This window comes from Kitasatospora sp. NPDC051984, from assembly GCF_044593455.1.
Classification (GTDB): domain Bacteria; phylum Actinomycetota; class Actinomycetes; order Streptomycetales; family Streptomycetaceae; genus Kitasatospora.
Window position 1 is genome coordinate 397,195 of record NZ_JBIUCB010000001.1, and the last position, 15,256, is coordinate 412,450.

The 15,256-nt window shown below is 71.6% G+C and carries 14 protein-coding genes; 7 read left to right on the forward strand and 7 right to left on the reverse strand.

The window, feature by feature from the left end; translation table 11 throughout:
- Positions 1-10: 10 nt before the first annotated feature.
- The gene (locus ACIHEI_RS01825) at positions 11-535 is read right to left on the reverse strand and encodes a peptidylprolyl isomerase (protein ID WP_396605272.1); all 525 of its coding nucleotides are present in this window, start codon (positions 533-535) and stop codon (positions 11-13) included.
- A 172-nt stretch (positions 536-707) separates the two neighbouring features.
- On the opposite strand from ACIHEI_RS01825, the gene ACIHEI_RS01830 reads away from it, so the two are divergent.
- Complete coding sequence (locus tag ACIHEI_RS01830) at positions 708-1,592, forward strand: Bax inhibitor-1/YccA family protein (protein WP_392952106.1); 885 nt, start codon at positions 708-710, stop codon at positions 1,590-1,592.
- Positions 1,593-1,681: 89 nt separating this feature from the next.
- On the forward strand, positions 1,682-2,020 hold the full coding sequence (locus ACIHEI_RS01835) for a hypothetical protein (protein WP_396605273.1): 339 nt from the start codon (positions 1,682-1,684) through the stop codon (positions 2,018-2,020).
- 110 nt (positions 2,021-2,130) lie between these two features.
- Here ACIHEI_RS01835 and ACIHEI_RS01840 read toward each other — a convergent pair whose 3' ends face one another.
- The 3 genes from ACIHEI_RS01840 to ACIHEI_RS01850 all read right to left on the reverse strand — a co-directional run bounded on the left by ACIHEI_RS01840 (position 2,131) and on the right by ACIHEI_RS01850 (position 5,719).
- Positions 2,131-3,042, reverse strand: a complete 912-nt coding sequence (locus tag ACIHEI_RS01840; protein WP_387637962.1) for a hypothetical protein — start codon at positions 3,040-3,042, stop codon at positions 2,131-2,133.
- A gap of 289 nt (positions 3,043-3,331) precedes the next feature.
- Positions 3,332-4,552, reverse strand: coding sequence for an acetyl-CoA C-acetyltransferase (locus ACIHEI_RS01845; protein ID WP_396605274.1), 1,221 nt, complete (start codon positions 4,550-4,552; stop codon positions 3,332-3,334).
- A 57-nt stretch (positions 4,553-4,609) separates the two neighbouring features.
- A complete protein-coding gene (locus ACIHEI_RS01850; RefSeq protein WP_396605275.1) occupies positions 4,610-5,719 on the reverse strand; it encodes an SGNH/GDSL hydrolase family protein in 1,110 nt (369 codons plus the stop codon).
- A gap of 300 nt (positions 5,720-6,019) precedes the next feature.
- On the opposite strand from ACIHEI_RS01850, the gene ACIHEI_RS01855 reads away from it, so the two are divergent.
- The 5 genes from ACIHEI_RS01855 to ACIHEI_RS01875 all read left to right on the forward strand — a co-directional run bounded on the left by ACIHEI_RS01855 (position 6,020) and on the right by ACIHEI_RS01875 (position 11,933).
- Entirely contained in the window at positions 6,020-7,444 is a 1,425-nt protein-coding gene (locus tag ACIHEI_RS01855; protein ID WP_396605276.1) for a cystathionine beta-synthase, read from the forward strand.
- A gap of 420 nt (positions 7,445-7,864) precedes the next feature.
- Positions 7,865-8,194 (forward strand): hypothetical protein, encoded by a 330-nt coding sequence (locus tag ACIHEI_RS01860; protein WP_396605277.1) that lies wholly within the window; start codon positions 7,865-7,867, stop codon positions 8,192-8,194.
- A gap of 155 nt (positions 8,195-8,349) precedes the next feature.
- Positions 8,350-9,615 (forward strand): Ig-like domain-containing protein, encoded by a 1,266-nt coding sequence (locus tag ACIHEI_RS01865; RefSeq protein WP_396605278.1) that lies wholly within the window; start codon positions 8,350-8,352, stop codon positions 9,613-9,615.
- Positions 9,616-9,725: 110 nt separating this feature from the next.
- On the forward strand, positions 9,726-11,087 hold the full coding sequence (locus ACIHEI_RS01870) for a hypothetical protein (RefSeq protein WP_396605279.1): 1,362 nt from the start codon (positions 9,726-9,728) through the stop codon (positions 11,085-11,087).
- A 354-nt stretch (positions 11,088-11,441) separates the two neighbouring features.
- Positions 11,442-11,933, forward strand: coding sequence for a DUF1203 domain-containing protein (locus ACIHEI_RS01875; RefSeq protein ID WP_387637944.1), 492 nt, complete (start codon positions 11,442-11,444; stop codon positions 11,931-11,933).
- Positions 11,934-11,940: 7 nt separating this feature from the next.
- Here the strand turns inward: ACIHEI_RS01875 and ACIHEI_RS01880 are convergent, their stop codons facing one another.
- The 3 genes from ACIHEI_RS01880 to ACIHEI_RS01890 all read right to left on the reverse strand — a co-directional run bounded on the left by ACIHEI_RS01880 (position 11,941) and on the right by ACIHEI_RS01890 (position 15,206).
- Positions 11,941-12,306 (reverse strand): cupin domain-containing protein, encoded by a 366-nt coding sequence (locus ACIHEI_RS01880; RefSeq protein ID WP_392952083.1) that lies wholly within the window; start codon positions 12,304-12,306, stop codon positions 11,941-11,943.
- 115 nt (positions 12,307-12,421) lie between these two features.
- A complete protein-coding gene (locus ACIHEI_RS01885; RefSeq protein WP_396605280.1) occupies positions 12,422-13,537 on the reverse strand; it encodes a hypothetical protein in 1,116 nt (371 codons plus the stop codon).
- Positions 13,538-13,556: 19 nt separating this feature from the next.
- On the reverse strand, positions 13,557-15,206 hold the full coding sequence (locus ACIHEI_RS01890; RefSeq protein ID WP_396605281.1) for a M48 family metallopeptidase: 1,650 nt from the start codon (positions 15,204-15,206) through the stop codon (positions 13,557-13,559).
- Positions 15,207-15,256: the final 50 nt, after the last annotated feature.

Below are 15,256 nucleotides of genomic sequence, written 5' to 3' on the forward strand. Positions count from 1 at the left end.
GCGGCCCGGGTCAGCGGGTCTCGATCACGACCTTCTCGATCACCACGTCCTGCACCGGGCGGTCGTTGCGCCCGGTCTCGACGCCGACGATCGCGTCCACCACACGCTGGCTGGGCGCGTCCGCGACCTCGCCGAAGATGGTGTGCTTGCCGGTCAGCCAGGTGGTCGGGCCGACCGTGATGAAGAACTGCGAACCGTTGGTGCCCGGCCCCGCGTTGGCCATCGCCAGCAGGTACGGCTTGGTGAACGCCAGGTCCGGGTGGAACTCGTCGGCGAACTTGTAGCCCGGGCCGCCGGTGCCATTGCCCAGCGGGTCGCCGCCCTGGATCATGAAGCCTTCGATGACGCGGTGGAACACCGTGCCGTCGTACAGCGGGGCGTTGCTGGGCTGCCCGGTGTTCGGGTCGATCCACTGGCGCTCGCCGGTCGCCAGCTCCACGAAGTTCTTGACCGTCTTGGGGGCGTGGTCCGGCAGCAGCCGGATCACGATGTCGCCCTTGTTGGTCTTCAGGGTGGCGTACAGCTCCTCGGCCATCCGGGGGGCCGCCTTTCTGATCGTCTGTCAGTTGCGTCCCCCACCCTGCCCTCTCAAGGGCCCCGCGCGCAGGCGACACGGGATCCTCCTCACGGCTGACGCGGAATACTTTGCCAAACCATTACTCTTGTGCTCTGTATGGGTGGTGCTGTGCCACCCCGGAGGGAATGTGATGAGAAGCAGAAACCCGGTCTTCTCGCGGGAGGGGTCCTTCACCCGCGACAACCAGTACGCGGGGTTCGGCACGCAGCCGGCCGGGCACCAGGGCCAGGCGTACGGCAACCCGTACGCCAACAACCCGTACGCCAACAACGCCTACGCGCAGCCCGGCGGTCAGGCCATGACCGACGAGCAGCTCTACGAGCTCTACCAGGGCCCTGACGCGGGCCCGGCCCAGACCGGCCGGATGACGCTGGACGACGTGGTCGCCCGCACCGCGATGACGCTGCTCACGCTGGTCATCACCGGCGCGGTCGCCTGGTTCGTGGTGCCGGTCGAGAACTACGCGCTGGCCGGCGTCGCCGCGTTCGCCGCGATGGTCATCGGCCTGGTCATCAACTTCAAGCGGAGCATCAACCCGGCGCTGATCCTGACGTACGCCGGCCTGGAGGGCTTCTTCCTCGGCGCGCTCAGCAAGGCCTTCAACACCCTGCTGCAGGGCATCGCCATCCAGGCCGTGCTGGGTACCGCCGCGGTGTTCGCGGCCACCCTGATCGCCTACAAGAGCGGCAAGATCCGGGTCACCCCGCGGTACACCCGGATCGGCATCTCGATCGCGATCGGCTTCGTGATCCTGATGTTCGTCAACCTGATCGCCACCATGTTCGGCGCGGACTTCGGGTTCCGCTCCGGCCCGCTCGGCATCGTGGTGGGCCTGGTCGGCATCGCGCTCGGCGCGTTCTTCCTGACCCTCGACTTCAACGAGATCCAGGAGGGCATCCGCAATGGCGCCCCCGAGCGGGAGTCCTGGCGGGCCGCCTTCGGCCTGACGCTGTCGCTGGTGTGGATCTACCTGGAGATGCTGCGCCTGATCGCCATCCTGCGCGGCGACGACTGATCGCACGGCTGTACACGCGGCGGGCCCCGGAGGACTCCTCCGGGGCCCGCCGCGTTCCGTCCGGCCCCGGTTTGGCTACCCTCGGGGCCATGCCCGAGCACCACCCCGTCACCCCCGCCCAGTTGACCGCCGCCGTGGACCGGCTCGCCGACCGCTTCCGGGCGATGCCGCAGAGCCGCCTGCTGGTCGCCGTCCCCGGCCACCCCTCGCGGGCCGCCGCGCTGCTCGCGCTGGCCGGCCGGCTGGCCGACGCCGCCCGCGCGCTGGAGGGCCTGCCGCCGCTGCCCGTCCCCGACTGCGGGGCGTTCGCGGTCGGCGACCAACTCGCCGTCACCGGCCACGACCTGGCCGCCGCGGCCGCCGAACACCTGGAGGTGCTGGCGGTCGCGCTCACCGACGTCGAGGACACCGACCGGCTGACCGCCTGACGCAGGGTCGGGAACGCCGAAGGGGCGCCGGTCCGCCCGGGCAACCCCTTGCCGTGCGGATCGACGCCCCTGTGCGTGGCTCAGATGTGCGTGGTTCAGATGTGCGTGGTTCAGATCGAGGCGACCACCCGGTCGGCGAGCACGTAGACGGTGTCGCCGTCGGTGGAGAAGGTCAGCGAGTACGAGCCGGAGAAGCGGGAGCCGCCCAGCAGCCGGACGTCCTCGTCGGCCCGGACGGCGTCGATCAGCCGGTACGCCGCCTCCCGGTCGCCGGGGGCCACGCACAGCGTGGTGCCGTCGGCGAAGGCGTACACGTCCAGGGTGCCGAGCGGGCCGGGGCGCACGTCGGTGAGGGCGATCCTGTCCTCGGCGAGGGCGGCGAGCCGGTCGTCGGTCCACTCGCGGGACGGGGTGGGACTGGGCACGAAGTCCGGGTGCGAGGGGTGGCGGCGCGGGTCGGGCGCGGTGGCGGGCTCGCTCTCGGCGTCCAGCAGTCCGGACTCCAGGCCGGTGGCCAGCAGGTCGGCCTCGCGGCGGGCCTTCACGTCACCGTTGTCGCCGGGGAGCGGGAAGCTGCCGCCCCGGATGCCGCCGTCCGCCGAACCGCCGTCCGCGGAGCCGTCCTTGGCGAGGTCCTCCAGCGCGTGGCGCAGCGCCTCGCCGAACTCCGGGTCCATCACCCCGTAGTTGTCGGCGGCCTCCTGCGGCCCGGTCGGGCGCGGGAAGAAGATCGGCCACTCCTCGCCGGCGGCCGTGAACGGGGTTTCGAACAGCGGCGCGTCCTCGGCGGCGCGCGCCTCCTGCTCGGCCCAGAATGCCCGGGCCTCGGTGATCTCCCGCTCCCGGTCGGCGGCGAGCGCCTCGGCGACGGCGCGGCGTATCAGTGCCTCGTCGAGCTGCGGGGCGGGCTGCGCGGTGGGCTGCGCGGCGTCCAACTTCCGCCCCAGTGTGCGGAGGTGGAGCAGGACGGCGGCGGTCAGGGCGATCAGGGCCAGCAGCAGGGAGGTGTAGACGACGCTCACGGAACGTACTCCCAACGAGGAGCGGAACGGGGTTACGGCTCCACACTGCCGTATTCCCGCCCGTTACTGCAGAGGCTGATGTCCGATTTGGCGGTGACTTTCCGACTTGTCCTTAAATTGCTGGGTAATGCCCTTCTACGCAGCGGAGTTGATCCAATCCGGTGCGTCGATATTTCGGTCCCGGAGGGCAAAAAAACGGGCCGGATCGCACCATGGGTGTGATCCGGCCCTCAATTACGTACGGTGACTCCGGACGGGTGAGACGTCCGTCACGGTGCCGCTGCGGAGGTCAGCTCAGCCGCTCGATGACCATCGCCATGCCCTGGCCGCCGCCCACGCACATGGTCTCCAGGCCGAACTGCTTGTCGTGCCACTGGAGCGAGTTGATCAGCGTGGTGGTGATCCGGGCGCCGGTCATGCCGAACGGGTGGCCCACCGCGATCGCGCCGCCGTTGACGTTCAGCCGGTCCAGGTCGATGCCCAGGTCCCGGTAGGACGGGATGACCTGCGCGGCGAACGCCTCGTTGATCTCCACCAGGTCGATGTCGCCGATCGACAGGCCGGCCCGCTTCAGCGCCTGCTTGGACGCCTCCACCGGGCCGTAGCCCATGATCTCCGGCGACAGCGCCGAGACGCCGGTGGAGACCACCCGGGCCAGCGGGGTGATGCCCAGCTCGCGCGCCTTGGTGTCCGACATGATCACCAGCGCGGCCGCGCCGTCGTTCAGCGGGCAGCAGTTACCGGCCGTCACGGTGCCGTCGGGGCGGAACACCGGCTTCAGGCCGGACACACCCTCCACCGTCACGCCCGCGCGCGGGCCGTCGTCCGCGCTCACCACGGTGCCGTCCGGGAGCGTCACCGGGGTGATCTCGCGCTGCCAGAAGCCCGCCTTGATCGCGGCCTCGGCCAGGTTCTGCGAGCGGACGCCGAACTCGTCCTGCTCGGCGCGGGTGATGCCCTTCAGCGCCGCCAGGTTCTCCGCGGTCTGGCCCATCGCGATGTACGCGTCCGGCAGCAGGCCGTCCTCGCGCGGGTCGTGCCACTGGCCGCCGCCCGTCTCGGCGCGGTGCTTGGTGCGGGCCATCGCCTCGTCGAACAGCGGGTTCATGGTGCCCGGCATGCCGTCCGAGGTGCCGTTGATCGACCGCGAGACGGTCTCCACGCCGGCGGAGATGAAGATGTCGCCCTCGCCGGCCTTGATCGCGTGCAGTGCCATCCGGGTGGTCTGCAGCGAGGACGAGCAGTAGCGGGTGATGGTGGCGCCCGGCAGGTAGTCCATGCCCATCTGGACGGCCACGATCCGGGCCAGGTTGTGGCCCTGCTCGCCGCCCGGCAGGCCGCAGCCCAGCATCAGGTCGTCGATCGTGCGCGGGTCCAGCTCCGGGACCTTGGCCAGCGCGGCACCGATGATCTGCGCGGTCAGGTCGTCCGGGCGGACGTCCTTCAGCGAACCCTTGAAGGCCCGGCCGATCGGCGAACGGGCGGCGCTGACGATGACGGCTTCGGGCATGACGGGCTCCTCGCTGAGTGACCTCGGGATGCGATCCGACGGATCTCCCGGGGAAAGTTACCGCTTGGTAGCTCCGGCGTCATCCGCCTCCGGATGTGAGTTGGCCGACGCGATCGCCCGCGGCCGCTCCTGGTCCGCGACCGCCCCGGGATCCTGCCTCGCCGCGTCGCCGCCCGGCAGCGCCAGCCGGAAGCGCTGCTTGAGCGTCGCCCACCGCCAGGTGCCGTTCGACGGGCCCGCCGCCGTCACCTCGGTGCCCGAACGCCCCGCCGCCGCCGCGGCCGCCACCGCCACCGGCAGCACCGCCTGCGGCTCCAACGGCCCGCCCACCGCGGACGGCGTGTCCTGCGGCCACAGGTCGAGCGCAGCGCACACCGACGGCAGCAACGCCATCGACGCCGTCGCGTACCCCTGCGCGGACGGGTGGTAGCGGTCCGCGGCGAACAGTTCCGGACGGGTCGCGAACTCCGGGCCCAGCAGCGACCCCAGCGAGACCGTCCGGCCGCCGGCCTCCACCACCGCGATGGTCTGCGCCGCCGCGAGCTGCCGGCTCAACCGGCGCGCCACCCAGCGCAGCGGCGGCCGCACCGGCTTGATGGTGCCCAGATCCGGGCAGGTGCCCACCACCACCTCGCAGCCCGCTGCGACCAGCCGGCCCACCGCCTCGCCCAGCTCCCGCACACTGGTGGCCGCCGGAGCGTGCCTGGTCACGTCATTGGCACCGATCATCAGCACCGCGATGTCCGGACAGTGCGCCAGCGCCCGCTCCACCTGCCTCGCGAGATCGCCCGAGCGGGCACCCGACTTCGCCACGTTCACCAGCCGCACCCGGCGCTCGGCGACCGACGCCAGCCCCGAGGAGAGCAGCGCGCCCGGCGTCTCCTGCGCGCGCTGCACGCCCAGGCCCGCGGCCGTCGAATCGCCCAGGAACGCCATCACCAGCGGCGGACGCGAATCCAGCGGATCGGCGAACGCCTCGCCGTGCATGCCGTCCGCGCGCGGCGGATCGCCGCCCAGGATCCCGATCGCCCGGACCGCCATCCGGCTCTCGGTCAGCAACACCCCCGCCAGCCCCACCCCGAGCAGCCCCAGCCCGCCACCGCCGTACGCGGCCGCCGTGGCGATCCGCCGTGCCACCCGCACCCTCGACGCCTGCGAGCCGGCCATCGGCCACCCCCTCTCCTCTTACACCCAGACTCGTACCCGCCCACGTACCCGCCCACCCCGCCCCGCTACCCGGCCACCCCCACCAACCACCCACCCGGAGCCCCGGTGGGGCCTGGTGCGCCGAGGTCGTTTTTCCGAAGTCTGTGCGGCGGAGGGCCTTCTCGGTGGGCTGATGTTCGGTGGTGGTGGAGTGCCGGTGGGTGCCGCGAGCGGTTTGTTCGGGCGGGGCGGGAGACATGGGGTGGATGCGCACGGTGGGTGCGAAGGGGGCCCTAGGCTGGGGGTTTCGGCAATCAGGGCATGCCATGGACCGGGAGGATCCCCGTGCGGTACCACAATTCGATCATCGAGCTGGTCGGCGACACCCCGTTGGTGAAGCTCAACAAGGTCACCGAGGGCATCACCGCCACCGTGCTGGCGAAGGTCGAGTACTTCAATCCGGGTGGTTCGGTCAAGGACCGGATCGCGATGCGGATGATCGAGGCGGCGGAGGCCTCCGGCGCGCTCAAGCCGGGTGGCACCATCGTCGAGCCCACCAGTGGCAACACCGGGGTGGGGCTGGCGATCGTGGCCCAGCAGAAGGGCTACAAGTGCATCTTCGTGTGCCCGGACAAGGTGTCCACGGACAAGATCAACACCCTGCGGGCGTACGGCGCCGAGGTCGTGGTGTGCCCGACCGCGGTCGCGCCGGAGCACCCGGACTCGTACTACAACGTCTCGGACCGGCTGGTCCGTGAGACCCCGAACGCCTGGAAGCCGGACCAGTACTCGAACCCGGACAACCCGGCGTCGCACTACCACTCCACCGGCCCGGAGCTGTGGGAGCAGACGGACGGCCGGATCACCCACTTCGTGGCGGGCGTCGGCACCGGCGGCACCATCTCGGGCACCGGCCGGTACCTGAAGGAGGCGTCCGGCGGGAAGGTCCAGGTGGTCGGCGCGGACCCGGAGGGTTCGGTGTACTCGGGCGGCACCGGCCGTCCGTACCTGGTGGAGGGCGTCGGCGAGGACTTCTGGCCGACCGCCTACGACCGCGAGGTCGCGGACCGGATCGTCGCGGTGTCCGACAAGGACTCGTTCCAGATGACCCGCCGCCTGGCCAAGGAGGAGGGCCTGCTGGTCGGCGGTTCCTGCGGCATGGCCGTGGTGGCCGCGCTGGAGGTGGCCCGCGAGCTGGGGCCGGACGACGTCGTGGTGGTGCTGCTGCCGGACGGCGGCCGCGGTTACCTGTCGAAGATCTTCAACGACGACTGGATGGCCGACTACGGCTTCCTGCCGACCGCCACCGACGAGGCGCACATCGGCGAGGTGCTGGCCCGCAAGGACGCGGTGGAGCACGAGGGCATCCCGCAGTTCGTGCACATGCACCCGGGCGAGACGGTCGCCGAGGCGGTGCGGGTGCTGCGCGACTTCGGCGTCTCGCAGATGCCGGTGGTCTCCCCGGGCGCCGGGCACCCGGACATCATGGCGGGCGAGGTGGTCGGCTCGGTGGTCGAGCGCGAGCTGCTGGACGGCCTGTTCAACGGGCGGATCGAGCTGACCGACACGCTGGACAACGTGATGTCCAAGCCGCTGCCGGTGGTCGGTTCCGGCGAGTCGGTGACCAACCTGATGACGGTGCTGGAGAAGGCCGACGCGGTGGTGGTGCTGGTGGAGGGCAAGCCGCAGGGCATCGTCACCCGCCAGGACCTGCTGGCCTTCCTGACCGCCCGGGCCGGTCACTGACGTTCCCTCAGGGGCGGCGCCCCGCTTGGTACGTGGACGTCACAAGCGCGCATCATCCGGTTAACACGGCTCGGGCATGGTGGTGGACACGGCAAGAAAAGCCGGGAAAACGGTGACGGCGGGGGTCGGGAGCGGCTCTCCGGCCGCCGCGGTCACCAGGGGTTCCGACGGTCGGCCTGACCCGTCCGCCGGGCCCGGTCCGCGGGGCTGCCGTCGTCCCGCCCCTGGCAGGTTCAGGGTGTGACGGCGCCCGTGGCGAACATCGCGTCGTGAGGCGCGGCTTCCGCGTACTCCCGGGTGGGGGAGTGCGCGCGGAGGCGGCAGGGCCGGTCCGGGTTGTTGCCCGGCCCGGCCCTCGCCGCGTCCGGAGCCGCAAGGGCCGTTTCCGGATGGGCCGTGCGACCCCCTACGCTCGCTGTCATGACCAGCAGCATTGACCTGCCCGAGCAGGACGCCCCCCGTTACGTTCGCCTCACCATCGAGCTGATCGCCGAGATCACCGACGAGCAGGCCCTGAAGGCCGCCGCCCTGACCCAGGTCGCGGACGACGAGTACCTGGACGACGAGGAGCGCGCCCAGGCCGTCGAGGCGATCGAGGTGGACCCGACCGGTTCGCTCGCCCACTTCGTCGACCCGGTGGCGCTGCTCGGCGACGTTCCCGGCGTGGAGCTCGCCTCCGCGACCTGGGAGTCCGCCACCACCGACTACGACCCGGACGACGAGGGCTGGGACGAGTACGAGGTGAAGTGAGCCCCGGCGCTTTCGCGCTCAGGCCCGGTCCGGAGATCCCTAGAACCTAAGGATCTCCGGACCGGGCCTTTTTGTCCGTTCTTTGGACCCCTTGAGTACTCTCGTATGATCTGCACATTTTTGAGTGATCTTGAGAGATCCAGGGACCGAGGAGCGTGGACGTGACCGCAGCCGAGAAGCAGGACGGGCCGCTCGGCGGCAGCTGGAGCCGGCGCGGCGTACTCGCCGGGCTGCTCGGCGCCCCCGTGCTGCTGCTGGCCGCGTGCCAGAGCGGCGACGGCAAGTCCACTCCGGTCGGCGGCGGTGCGAGCGCGGGCGGCCAGAGCCCGTCGACCAGCCCGAAGGCGTCCGTCGCGCAGATCGCCATCACCCCGGCCGACGGCGCGACCGCCGCGCCGTTCACCGCGCCGGTCACCGTCACCGTGCAGGACGGCACGCTCACCTCGGTCACCGTCACCGACGGCGCGGGCAAGCAGATAGCCGGCCAGCTGGCCGCCGACGGCGCCAGCTGGACCACCACCGCGCCGCTCATCAGCGGCAGCAAGTACACCGTCGCCGCAGCGGCCGAGGACAAGGACAAGCGCCCCGCGGACGCCAACGCGAGCTTCTCCACCGCCTCCCCGGCCAACACCTTCGTCGGGTACTTCAACCCCGAGGACGGCTCCACGGTCGGCGTCGGCATGCCGGTGACGATCAACTTCAACAAGGCGATCACCGACCGCAAGGCCGTCCAGCAGGCGATCACCGTGGTCTCCGACCCGCCGGTGGAGATCGTCGGCCACTGGTACGACTCGACCCGGCTGGAGTTCCGCCCGCAGCAGTACTGGGCCAAGGGCACCACCGTCACGCTGAAGCTGCGGCTGAAGGACGTGGCCGGCGCCACGGGCGTCTACGGCACCCAGTCCAAGGACGTCACCTTCACCGTCGGCCGCAGCCAGACCTCGGTCGCCGACCTGAAGGCCGACACCCTCACCGTCACCACCGACGGCAAGGTCACCGCGACCTACCCGGTGATCGGCGGCTCGCCCGACCACCGCACCTGGGGCGGCAAGATGGTGATCTCCGAGCGCTACAAGGAGACCCGGATGAACTCCGCCACGGTCGGCCTGGGCAGCGAGTACGACATCCCGGACGTGCCGCACGCGCAGCGGCTCACCACCTCCGGCACCTTCATCCACGGCAACTACTGGTCGGCGGCGTCCCAGTTCGGCAACTCCAACACCAGCCACGGCTGCATCGCGCTGCAGGACGTGCAGGGCGGCAACAGCACGACCACCAGCGCTGCCCGGTTCTTCGCGAGCTCGATGGTCGGCGACGTGGTCGAGGTGGTCAACTCCGGTGACCGCACGGTGAATCCGTCGAACGGGCTGAACGGCTGGAACATGTCCTGGGCGGACTGGAAGGCCGGCAGCGCGCTCTGACGCTCCGTCAGGCGGGGGAGTCTCTCACGACAAGGTGGGGGCGCCGTGAGAGTGTCCTAAACGAATGGTAAAAATATTCGCATGCGGGGGGGCATGCGGGTGTGTTGAGCTTGCCTCCGCGGCAGGGCCGATCGGGCCCGAGTTCCGCCTTCAGGCACAGGAGTTCAGCCATCAACACCGCCACCAGCCGGTCTGTCCGCGCCGGCATAGCCGTCACCACCGGAGCCGTCCTGATCGCCGCCGGCGTCACCGCCTGCGGTACCGCCGAGAAGCTGAGCGCCGGCCAGAAGGTCACCGGGGCGTTCAAGAAGCTCGGCGACGCCAAGTCGATGAGCCTCCAGCTCTCCTTGGACGCCACGTCGGACCAGATCGTCGCCTTCGGCAAGGCGGTTGACGACCCGATCGAGAAGAAGAACGCGGACCTGCTGTCCGACCTGGTGCTGAACGTGTCGCTGAGCGCCGACAAGCCGCTCAAGGACACCGAGGTGTTCAAGTTCAACACCTCCGACACCACGAACGACTCGTACGACCTCAAGGGCGTGGCGGTCGCCTACTCGCTGAGCGCCAAGAAGTCCGGCAAGACCTACGCGGACGTCCGCCTGGTCGGCGAGCGGATGTACCTGAAGGCGGACGTCCGCGGCATCGCCGAGCTCGCCGGCAAGGACACCAAGGAGGTCGACGAGTTCGTCTCCGTGCTGCCCGCCGAGGCTGGTCCGATCAAGGACGTGGTCGACGGCAAGTGGGTCTCGCTGGACGTGAAGAAGATGCAGGACGAGATCAAGAAGTCGAAGGCCCCCGGCTCCGACGCGGGCGTCAGCTCGGGCTCGCCGCTGGACGCGATGCCCGGGATGGACCCGGCGGAGCTCCGGCGCCTGGTCAAGTCGCTGAAGGCCGTGATCTCCAAGAACACCTCGGTGGAGGACAAGGGCAAGTCCGGCGACGCCGACGTCATCGAGGTCTCCGCCCAGGCGCGTCCGCTGATCGAGGGCCTGGCGAAGACCGTCGAGAAGGCCGCCACCGGCAAGGACGCCCTCCCGTCGCTGCCGACCGGCGACTTCGAGGACATCCCGGACCGCAAGATCGCCGCCGACGTGATGATCAAGGGCGGCAAGGCGCAGGCCATCACCTTCGACCTGATGCAGCTCGCCGACAAGCCCGACGCCTCGGCGCACTTCCCGCTCCGGCTCGGCATCAACTCCGACGCGCCGGCCATCGACGCCCCCAGCGGCGCCACCGAGCTCGACCTGCAGAAGCTCGGGGAGGCCTTCATGTCGATGGCCGCCCCCGGTGGCAAGGCCGGCGGCAAGGGCAGCGGCTTCGGCTCGGACGGCCCGGACACCACCCCGCTGACCGACGCCCAGTACGCCGAGCTGGCCGCCGCCGGCATCGACCACGACAAGGCCAAGAACCTCAACGCGGCCGGCCTGTCGTTCCAGGACATCAAGGACTTCGCGGACGCCATCAAGGGCTGACCATCAGTCAACCCCCGTTCGCCTCACGGCCCGTCGCAGCCCCAGGTTGCGGCGGGCCGTCGCCTTGCTCCGGCTCGGCCCGGCCAGTCCATCTCCGCGTAGATCATCTCGCCCATGTCGCAAGTGATCGCGACGCGAACACAAGTGATCACGGCGAGGAGTTCGTCCCTGCGGAGACTATCTCCGCGTAGATCATCTCCCCCGGCGCCAACGCGGACACGATCGCTGCAGCCCCCGCCACCGACAACGCCGACCCCGAGCGTGCCGCGCAGCTCGCCCGCCAGCAGGCGGTGCCGCAGCGCGACGTCCGGAACCCGCCGGACCGTCGCGCCCGGTTCGCGCAGGCTGGGGGCCATGAACACCACCGACACCACCCTCGACGTGCGGGCCGTCCCCGCGCAGACGCTCGCCGAACTGCGGCGGCTCGACGACAGCGGGCGCTGCCACCCCGTCACCGTCACCGAGGACGGCGGCTCGCCGCTGCGGTGCTGCCTCACCCGGGCCCGCCCCGGAGACCGGATCGTTCTGCTGTCGTACGCGCCGCTGCGGCGCTGGGCCGAGGAGACCGGCTGCGACCCGGGAGCGTACCTGGAGACCGGGCCGGTGTTCGTGCACGCCGACCCGTGCGAGGGCTTCGCGGGCGGCTGGCCGGACGGCTTCCACGGCGGGCAGCGAGTGCTGCGGGCCTACTCCGCGGACGGCCGAATCCTCGGCGGCCGGGTCGGCGAGCCGGACGAACTGCCCGAGCTGGCCGCCGAGTTGCTGACCGACCCGGAGATCGCCGTGGTGCATGTGCGGGCCGTGGAGTACGGCTGCTTCATGCACGAGGTGCGGCGGGCCGGCTGAGCGGGAATCAGCTGCGCTTCGCGTAGTCGGTGAAGCCCTGCCAGTCGACGACCACGCAGGCCACGTCGCCCAGCACCCAGGCGTCGTGGCCGGGCGGGCAGATCATCACGTCGCCCGCGCCGAACTCCTCGGCCTGGCCGTCGTCCATCTCGATCCGCATCCGGCCCGAGATCACGTACCCGGCGTGCGAGGCCTGGCAGCTGTCGGTGCCGGCGATCGGCTTCACGTGCTTCGACCAGCGCCAGCCCGGCTCGAACACGCCCCGGCCGACGCCGCCGGACTTCAGGTTCACCAGCGACACCTGCCCCTTGCCCTCTTCGAACGGGCGGACCTCCTCGGGGGAGTCCAGATTCATCCGTACCAACCCGGCCATTACCGCTCACCTCCGGCCGACAACGCTCCGTGCCCCCGTCGCCGGGCTCGGCAACGGGGGCACGGCTGACGTTCCCATCCTCGGCAACCGTCGCGGATCGCGCCAGGCACGGCGGTCAGTCCGCGGTGGCCGCCAGCACGATGTCGATGCGCCGGGTGACGAACCTGTCGACCGGGTCCGCCCAGTACGTCCACGGCTCGGGGACGATCGGGCCGAGCGCCCGCAGGTGCGGCATCGCGTCGGAGGGCCGGCCTGCCTGGGCCAGCACCCAGACCAGCCAGCCGTGCGCGTAGCGGCGGTGGCGGTCGTCGGGGTCGGCCAGTTCCAGGTCGGCCAGCACCGCGGCCACGGCGGCCTGCACCTCGGGGGCGGTGTACGGCTCCTTGTTCCCCTCGAACTGCTCGAAGTACGCCTCCAGCTTGAGCGCGGACAGCAGGCTGCCCTTCGGGGCGGCGGCGACCGCGGCGTCCACGAAGGCGTGCATCTCCTCGTGGCTGCCCTTCCACTTGGCGCACCAGTACTGCAGGGCGCCGGTGTGGGCGGAGAAGTTGTGCGGGTCGCGGGAGACGATCTCCTGCCAGAGTGCCCGGAAGCGCTCGTTGTCCCAGCTCTGGCCCATCGCCAGCGGGATCTGGGCGACGAACGGCAGCGGGTCGGCCGGGTCGGCGAGCCGGACGGCCTCGGCGGCGGCCGCCTCGGCGTCGCCCAGTACCTTGCGGAACGCGGCCCAGCGCTCCGAGGTGACCGCGGCGGCCCGCTGGCTGGTGCGCACGTTCCAGGCCAGCACGACCAGCGAGTCCTGGGCGAGGATCGCGGCGTCCGCGTTGTCCGGCTGCTCGGCGCGCCAGGCCAGCAGCCAGGCGTCGTTCTCGGCGGCGGGCTCCGCGAAGCGGCGCATCAGGCCCCGGCGCCGGTCGTGGTCGCCCGCGGCGGCGGCGAGCAGGTCGGCGACCGGGTGCCAGTCGCCCGCCTCGAGGGCGGCCAGCGCCGCGTCCACGTCCGGGCCGGCCAGGCCCGGATCCAGGATCAGCTCGTCCCCGGGGACCAGTCCGTGGTCGGCCGGGTAGATGGTCCGCCGCTTCCGCTCCGCCTCCTCGTACCGGGCGATGGTGGCCTTGGCCTCCTCGGTGCGGGCGTTCAGGGTGGCGACGCGGCGCTTCATCAGCCAGGGGGCCAGCTTGAGGGCGGCGATCAGGACCAGCGGGATGAGCAGGATCAGACGAGCGTCCATCGAACGGTTCTCCGGGAGGTCAGGACTGCGGGTCGGCCGGGGCGGCGGCCTCGGCCAGCAGGGCGCGCAGCGGGGCGGTGTCGGGTACGTCGGCGACGGCGGCGTCCAGCGCCTCGGGCAGCCGCTCGCCGGTGTCGCCGGGCAGCACCAGGGCGGCCGGGCGGCTCCAGGACAGCTCCCAGCGGGCCTGCTGCTGCGAGGCCAGGGCGAGCACCGTCAGCGCGCGCAGGGCCCGGCGCAGCAGCGGGCGGTGGAACTCGCGGGCGGCCCGGCCGGTGGCCTGCGCGGACTCCTGGCTCTGCGGCAGCCGCCCGGCGATCTCCGCCGAGCGCCCGGCGTCCAGCGCGTCCAGCATCGCCTCGGCGGTGCCGGGCAGGCCGCTGTCGGTGAGCGCGCGCAGCACCGGCTCGGCCTCCTCGCGGGCGTACGCGAGCATCGCCTCGTGGACCAGCTCCGGCCAGTCCAGGCGGCGCATCTGCGCGGCCTCCGGGATCAGCGCCAGCGTCTCCAGCTCGGCCAGCCGCCGCTGCGGGTCGCGCAGCAGCCCGAGCGCGGGCCGGTCCTCGCCGAGGCCGGGCAGGCCCGGGGTGTCCGGCAGGGCCTCGACGGCGGCGACCCGCTGCTTGATCGGCGGGTGCGAGTCGTACGGGTCGGGCTGCTCGTCGGGGAGCTCCAGACCCATGTCGGTGAGCTCCTTGCCGCGCTCGGGGTCGGTCAGCAGGCGGTCCAGGCCGCCGAAGAACTGGCCGGGCAGCGGGAGCAGTCCGGCGCCCACGCCCATGGTGGCGTAGCTGTTCAGGTAGAAGCCCTGCGCGGCGTCCAGCACGGGGATGCGGCGCAGCGCGGAGGCGGTGGCGTCGCGGCCGGCGATCCGGGCGGCGTGCCGGTCGGCGGCGTACTCCTGGCTGCGGCTGATCGACTCGGACACCCGGAAGTACAGCTTGGCGTACAGGGTGAACAGCTTGGCGAGGTAGCGCTCGACGCCGCCGTTGCCGGCGTCCGTGTCGCGGGCCTTGCGGCCGCGGGCCTCCCGGGCGGCGTTCTTCTCGGCGATCTCGGAGGTCCGCTCGGCGACGTTCTGGTCGGCGCCGTGGTGCAGGGTGGCGATGGTGTGCCCGATGGCGGCGCGGCCGGCCACGGTGGCGGCGGCCAGGCGGACGTCGTTGTTGGCGTAGTGGCCGAACTCGTGGGCGAGCACCGAGTCCAGTTCGGCCTCGGTCAGGCCGATCAGCAGCGGCGCGCCGATCACCAGGTGGCGGGGGCCCGGTATCAGGCCGAGCAGCTTGGTCTCCTCGTACACACCGGCGTTGACCTGCGGCACCAGGCGGATCTCGGCCGGGCCGCGGACACCGGTGGCCGCGGCGATCCGGTCGACCCGGTCCCACAGCTCGGGCTGCTCCTCGCGGGTCAGCGGCAGGCCGTCGTGGCTGTCGTCACGCGGACGGCGGGTCAGGAACACCACCCGCACCACCGGGTAGGCGATGGCGGCGCTGAACAGCACGATCTTGGCCGTTCCCAGGCTGAACCGGCCGGTGTTGACGATCAGTTCGAAGTTCAGCCAGACCAGGCCGGCCACGATGGCCGCCGCGAGCAGGTAGAACCCGGCGAGCAGCGTGACTGCCAGCAGGGCCCGGGTGGACGTGCGCATGCCGGTGCGCTCGGTGGACATTCCGCGCCCCCAAGTGTCGATCGTGTGTGCGGCTGGCAGATCGTAGCGGT

What these genes read in the sequence shown, in the direction of transcription:
- ACIHEI_RS01825 (WP_396605272.1), bottom strand. Translation starts at nt 535, where the DNA reads ATGGCCGAGGAGCTGTACGCCACCCTGAAGACCAACAAGGGCGACATC.
- ACIHEI_RS01830 (WP_392952106.1), top strand. Translation starts at nt 708, where the DNA reads ATGAGAAGCAGAAACCCGGTCTTCTCGCGGGAGGGGTCCTTCACCCGC.
- ACIHEI_RS01835 (WP_396605273.1), top strand. Translation starts at nt 1,682, where the DNA reads ATGCCCGAGCACCACCCCGTCACCCCCGCCCAGTTGACCGCCGCCGTG.
- ACIHEI_RS01845 (WP_396605274.1), bottom strand. Translation starts at nt 4,552, where the DNA reads ATGCCCGAAGCCGTCATCGTCAGCGCCGCCCGTTCGCCGATCGGCCGG.
- ACIHEI_RS01850 (WP_396605275.1), bottom strand. Translation starts at nt 5,719, where the DNA reads ATGGCCGGCTCGCAGGCGTCGAGGGTGCGGGTGGCACGGCGGATCGCC.
- ACIHEI_RS01855 (WP_396605276.1), top strand. Translation starts at nt 6,020, where the DNA reads ATGCCATGGACCGGGAGGATCCCCGTGCGGTACCACAATTCGATCATC.
- ACIHEI_RS01860 (WP_396605277.1), top strand. Translation starts at nt 7,865, where the DNA reads ATGACCAGCAGCATTGACCTGCCCGAGCAGGACGCCCCCCGTTACGTT.
- ACIHEI_RS01875 (WP_387637944.1), top strand. Translation starts at nt 11,442, where the DNA reads ATGAACACCACCGACACCACCCTCGACGTGCGGGCCGTCCCCGCGCAG.
- ACIHEI_RS01880 (WP_392952083.1), bottom strand. Translation starts at nt 12,306, where the DNA reads ATGGCCGGGTTGGTACGGATGAATCTGGACTCCCCCGAGGAGGTCCGC.
- ACIHEI_RS01885 (WP_396605280.1), bottom strand. Translation starts at nt 13,537, where the DNA reads ATGGACGCTCGTCTGATCCTGCTCATCCCGCTGGTCCTGATCGCCGCC.
- ACIHEI_RS01890 (WP_396605281.1), bottom strand. Translation starts at nt 15,206, where the DNA reads ATGTCCACCGAGCGCACCGGCATGCGCACGTCCACCCGGGCCCTGCTG.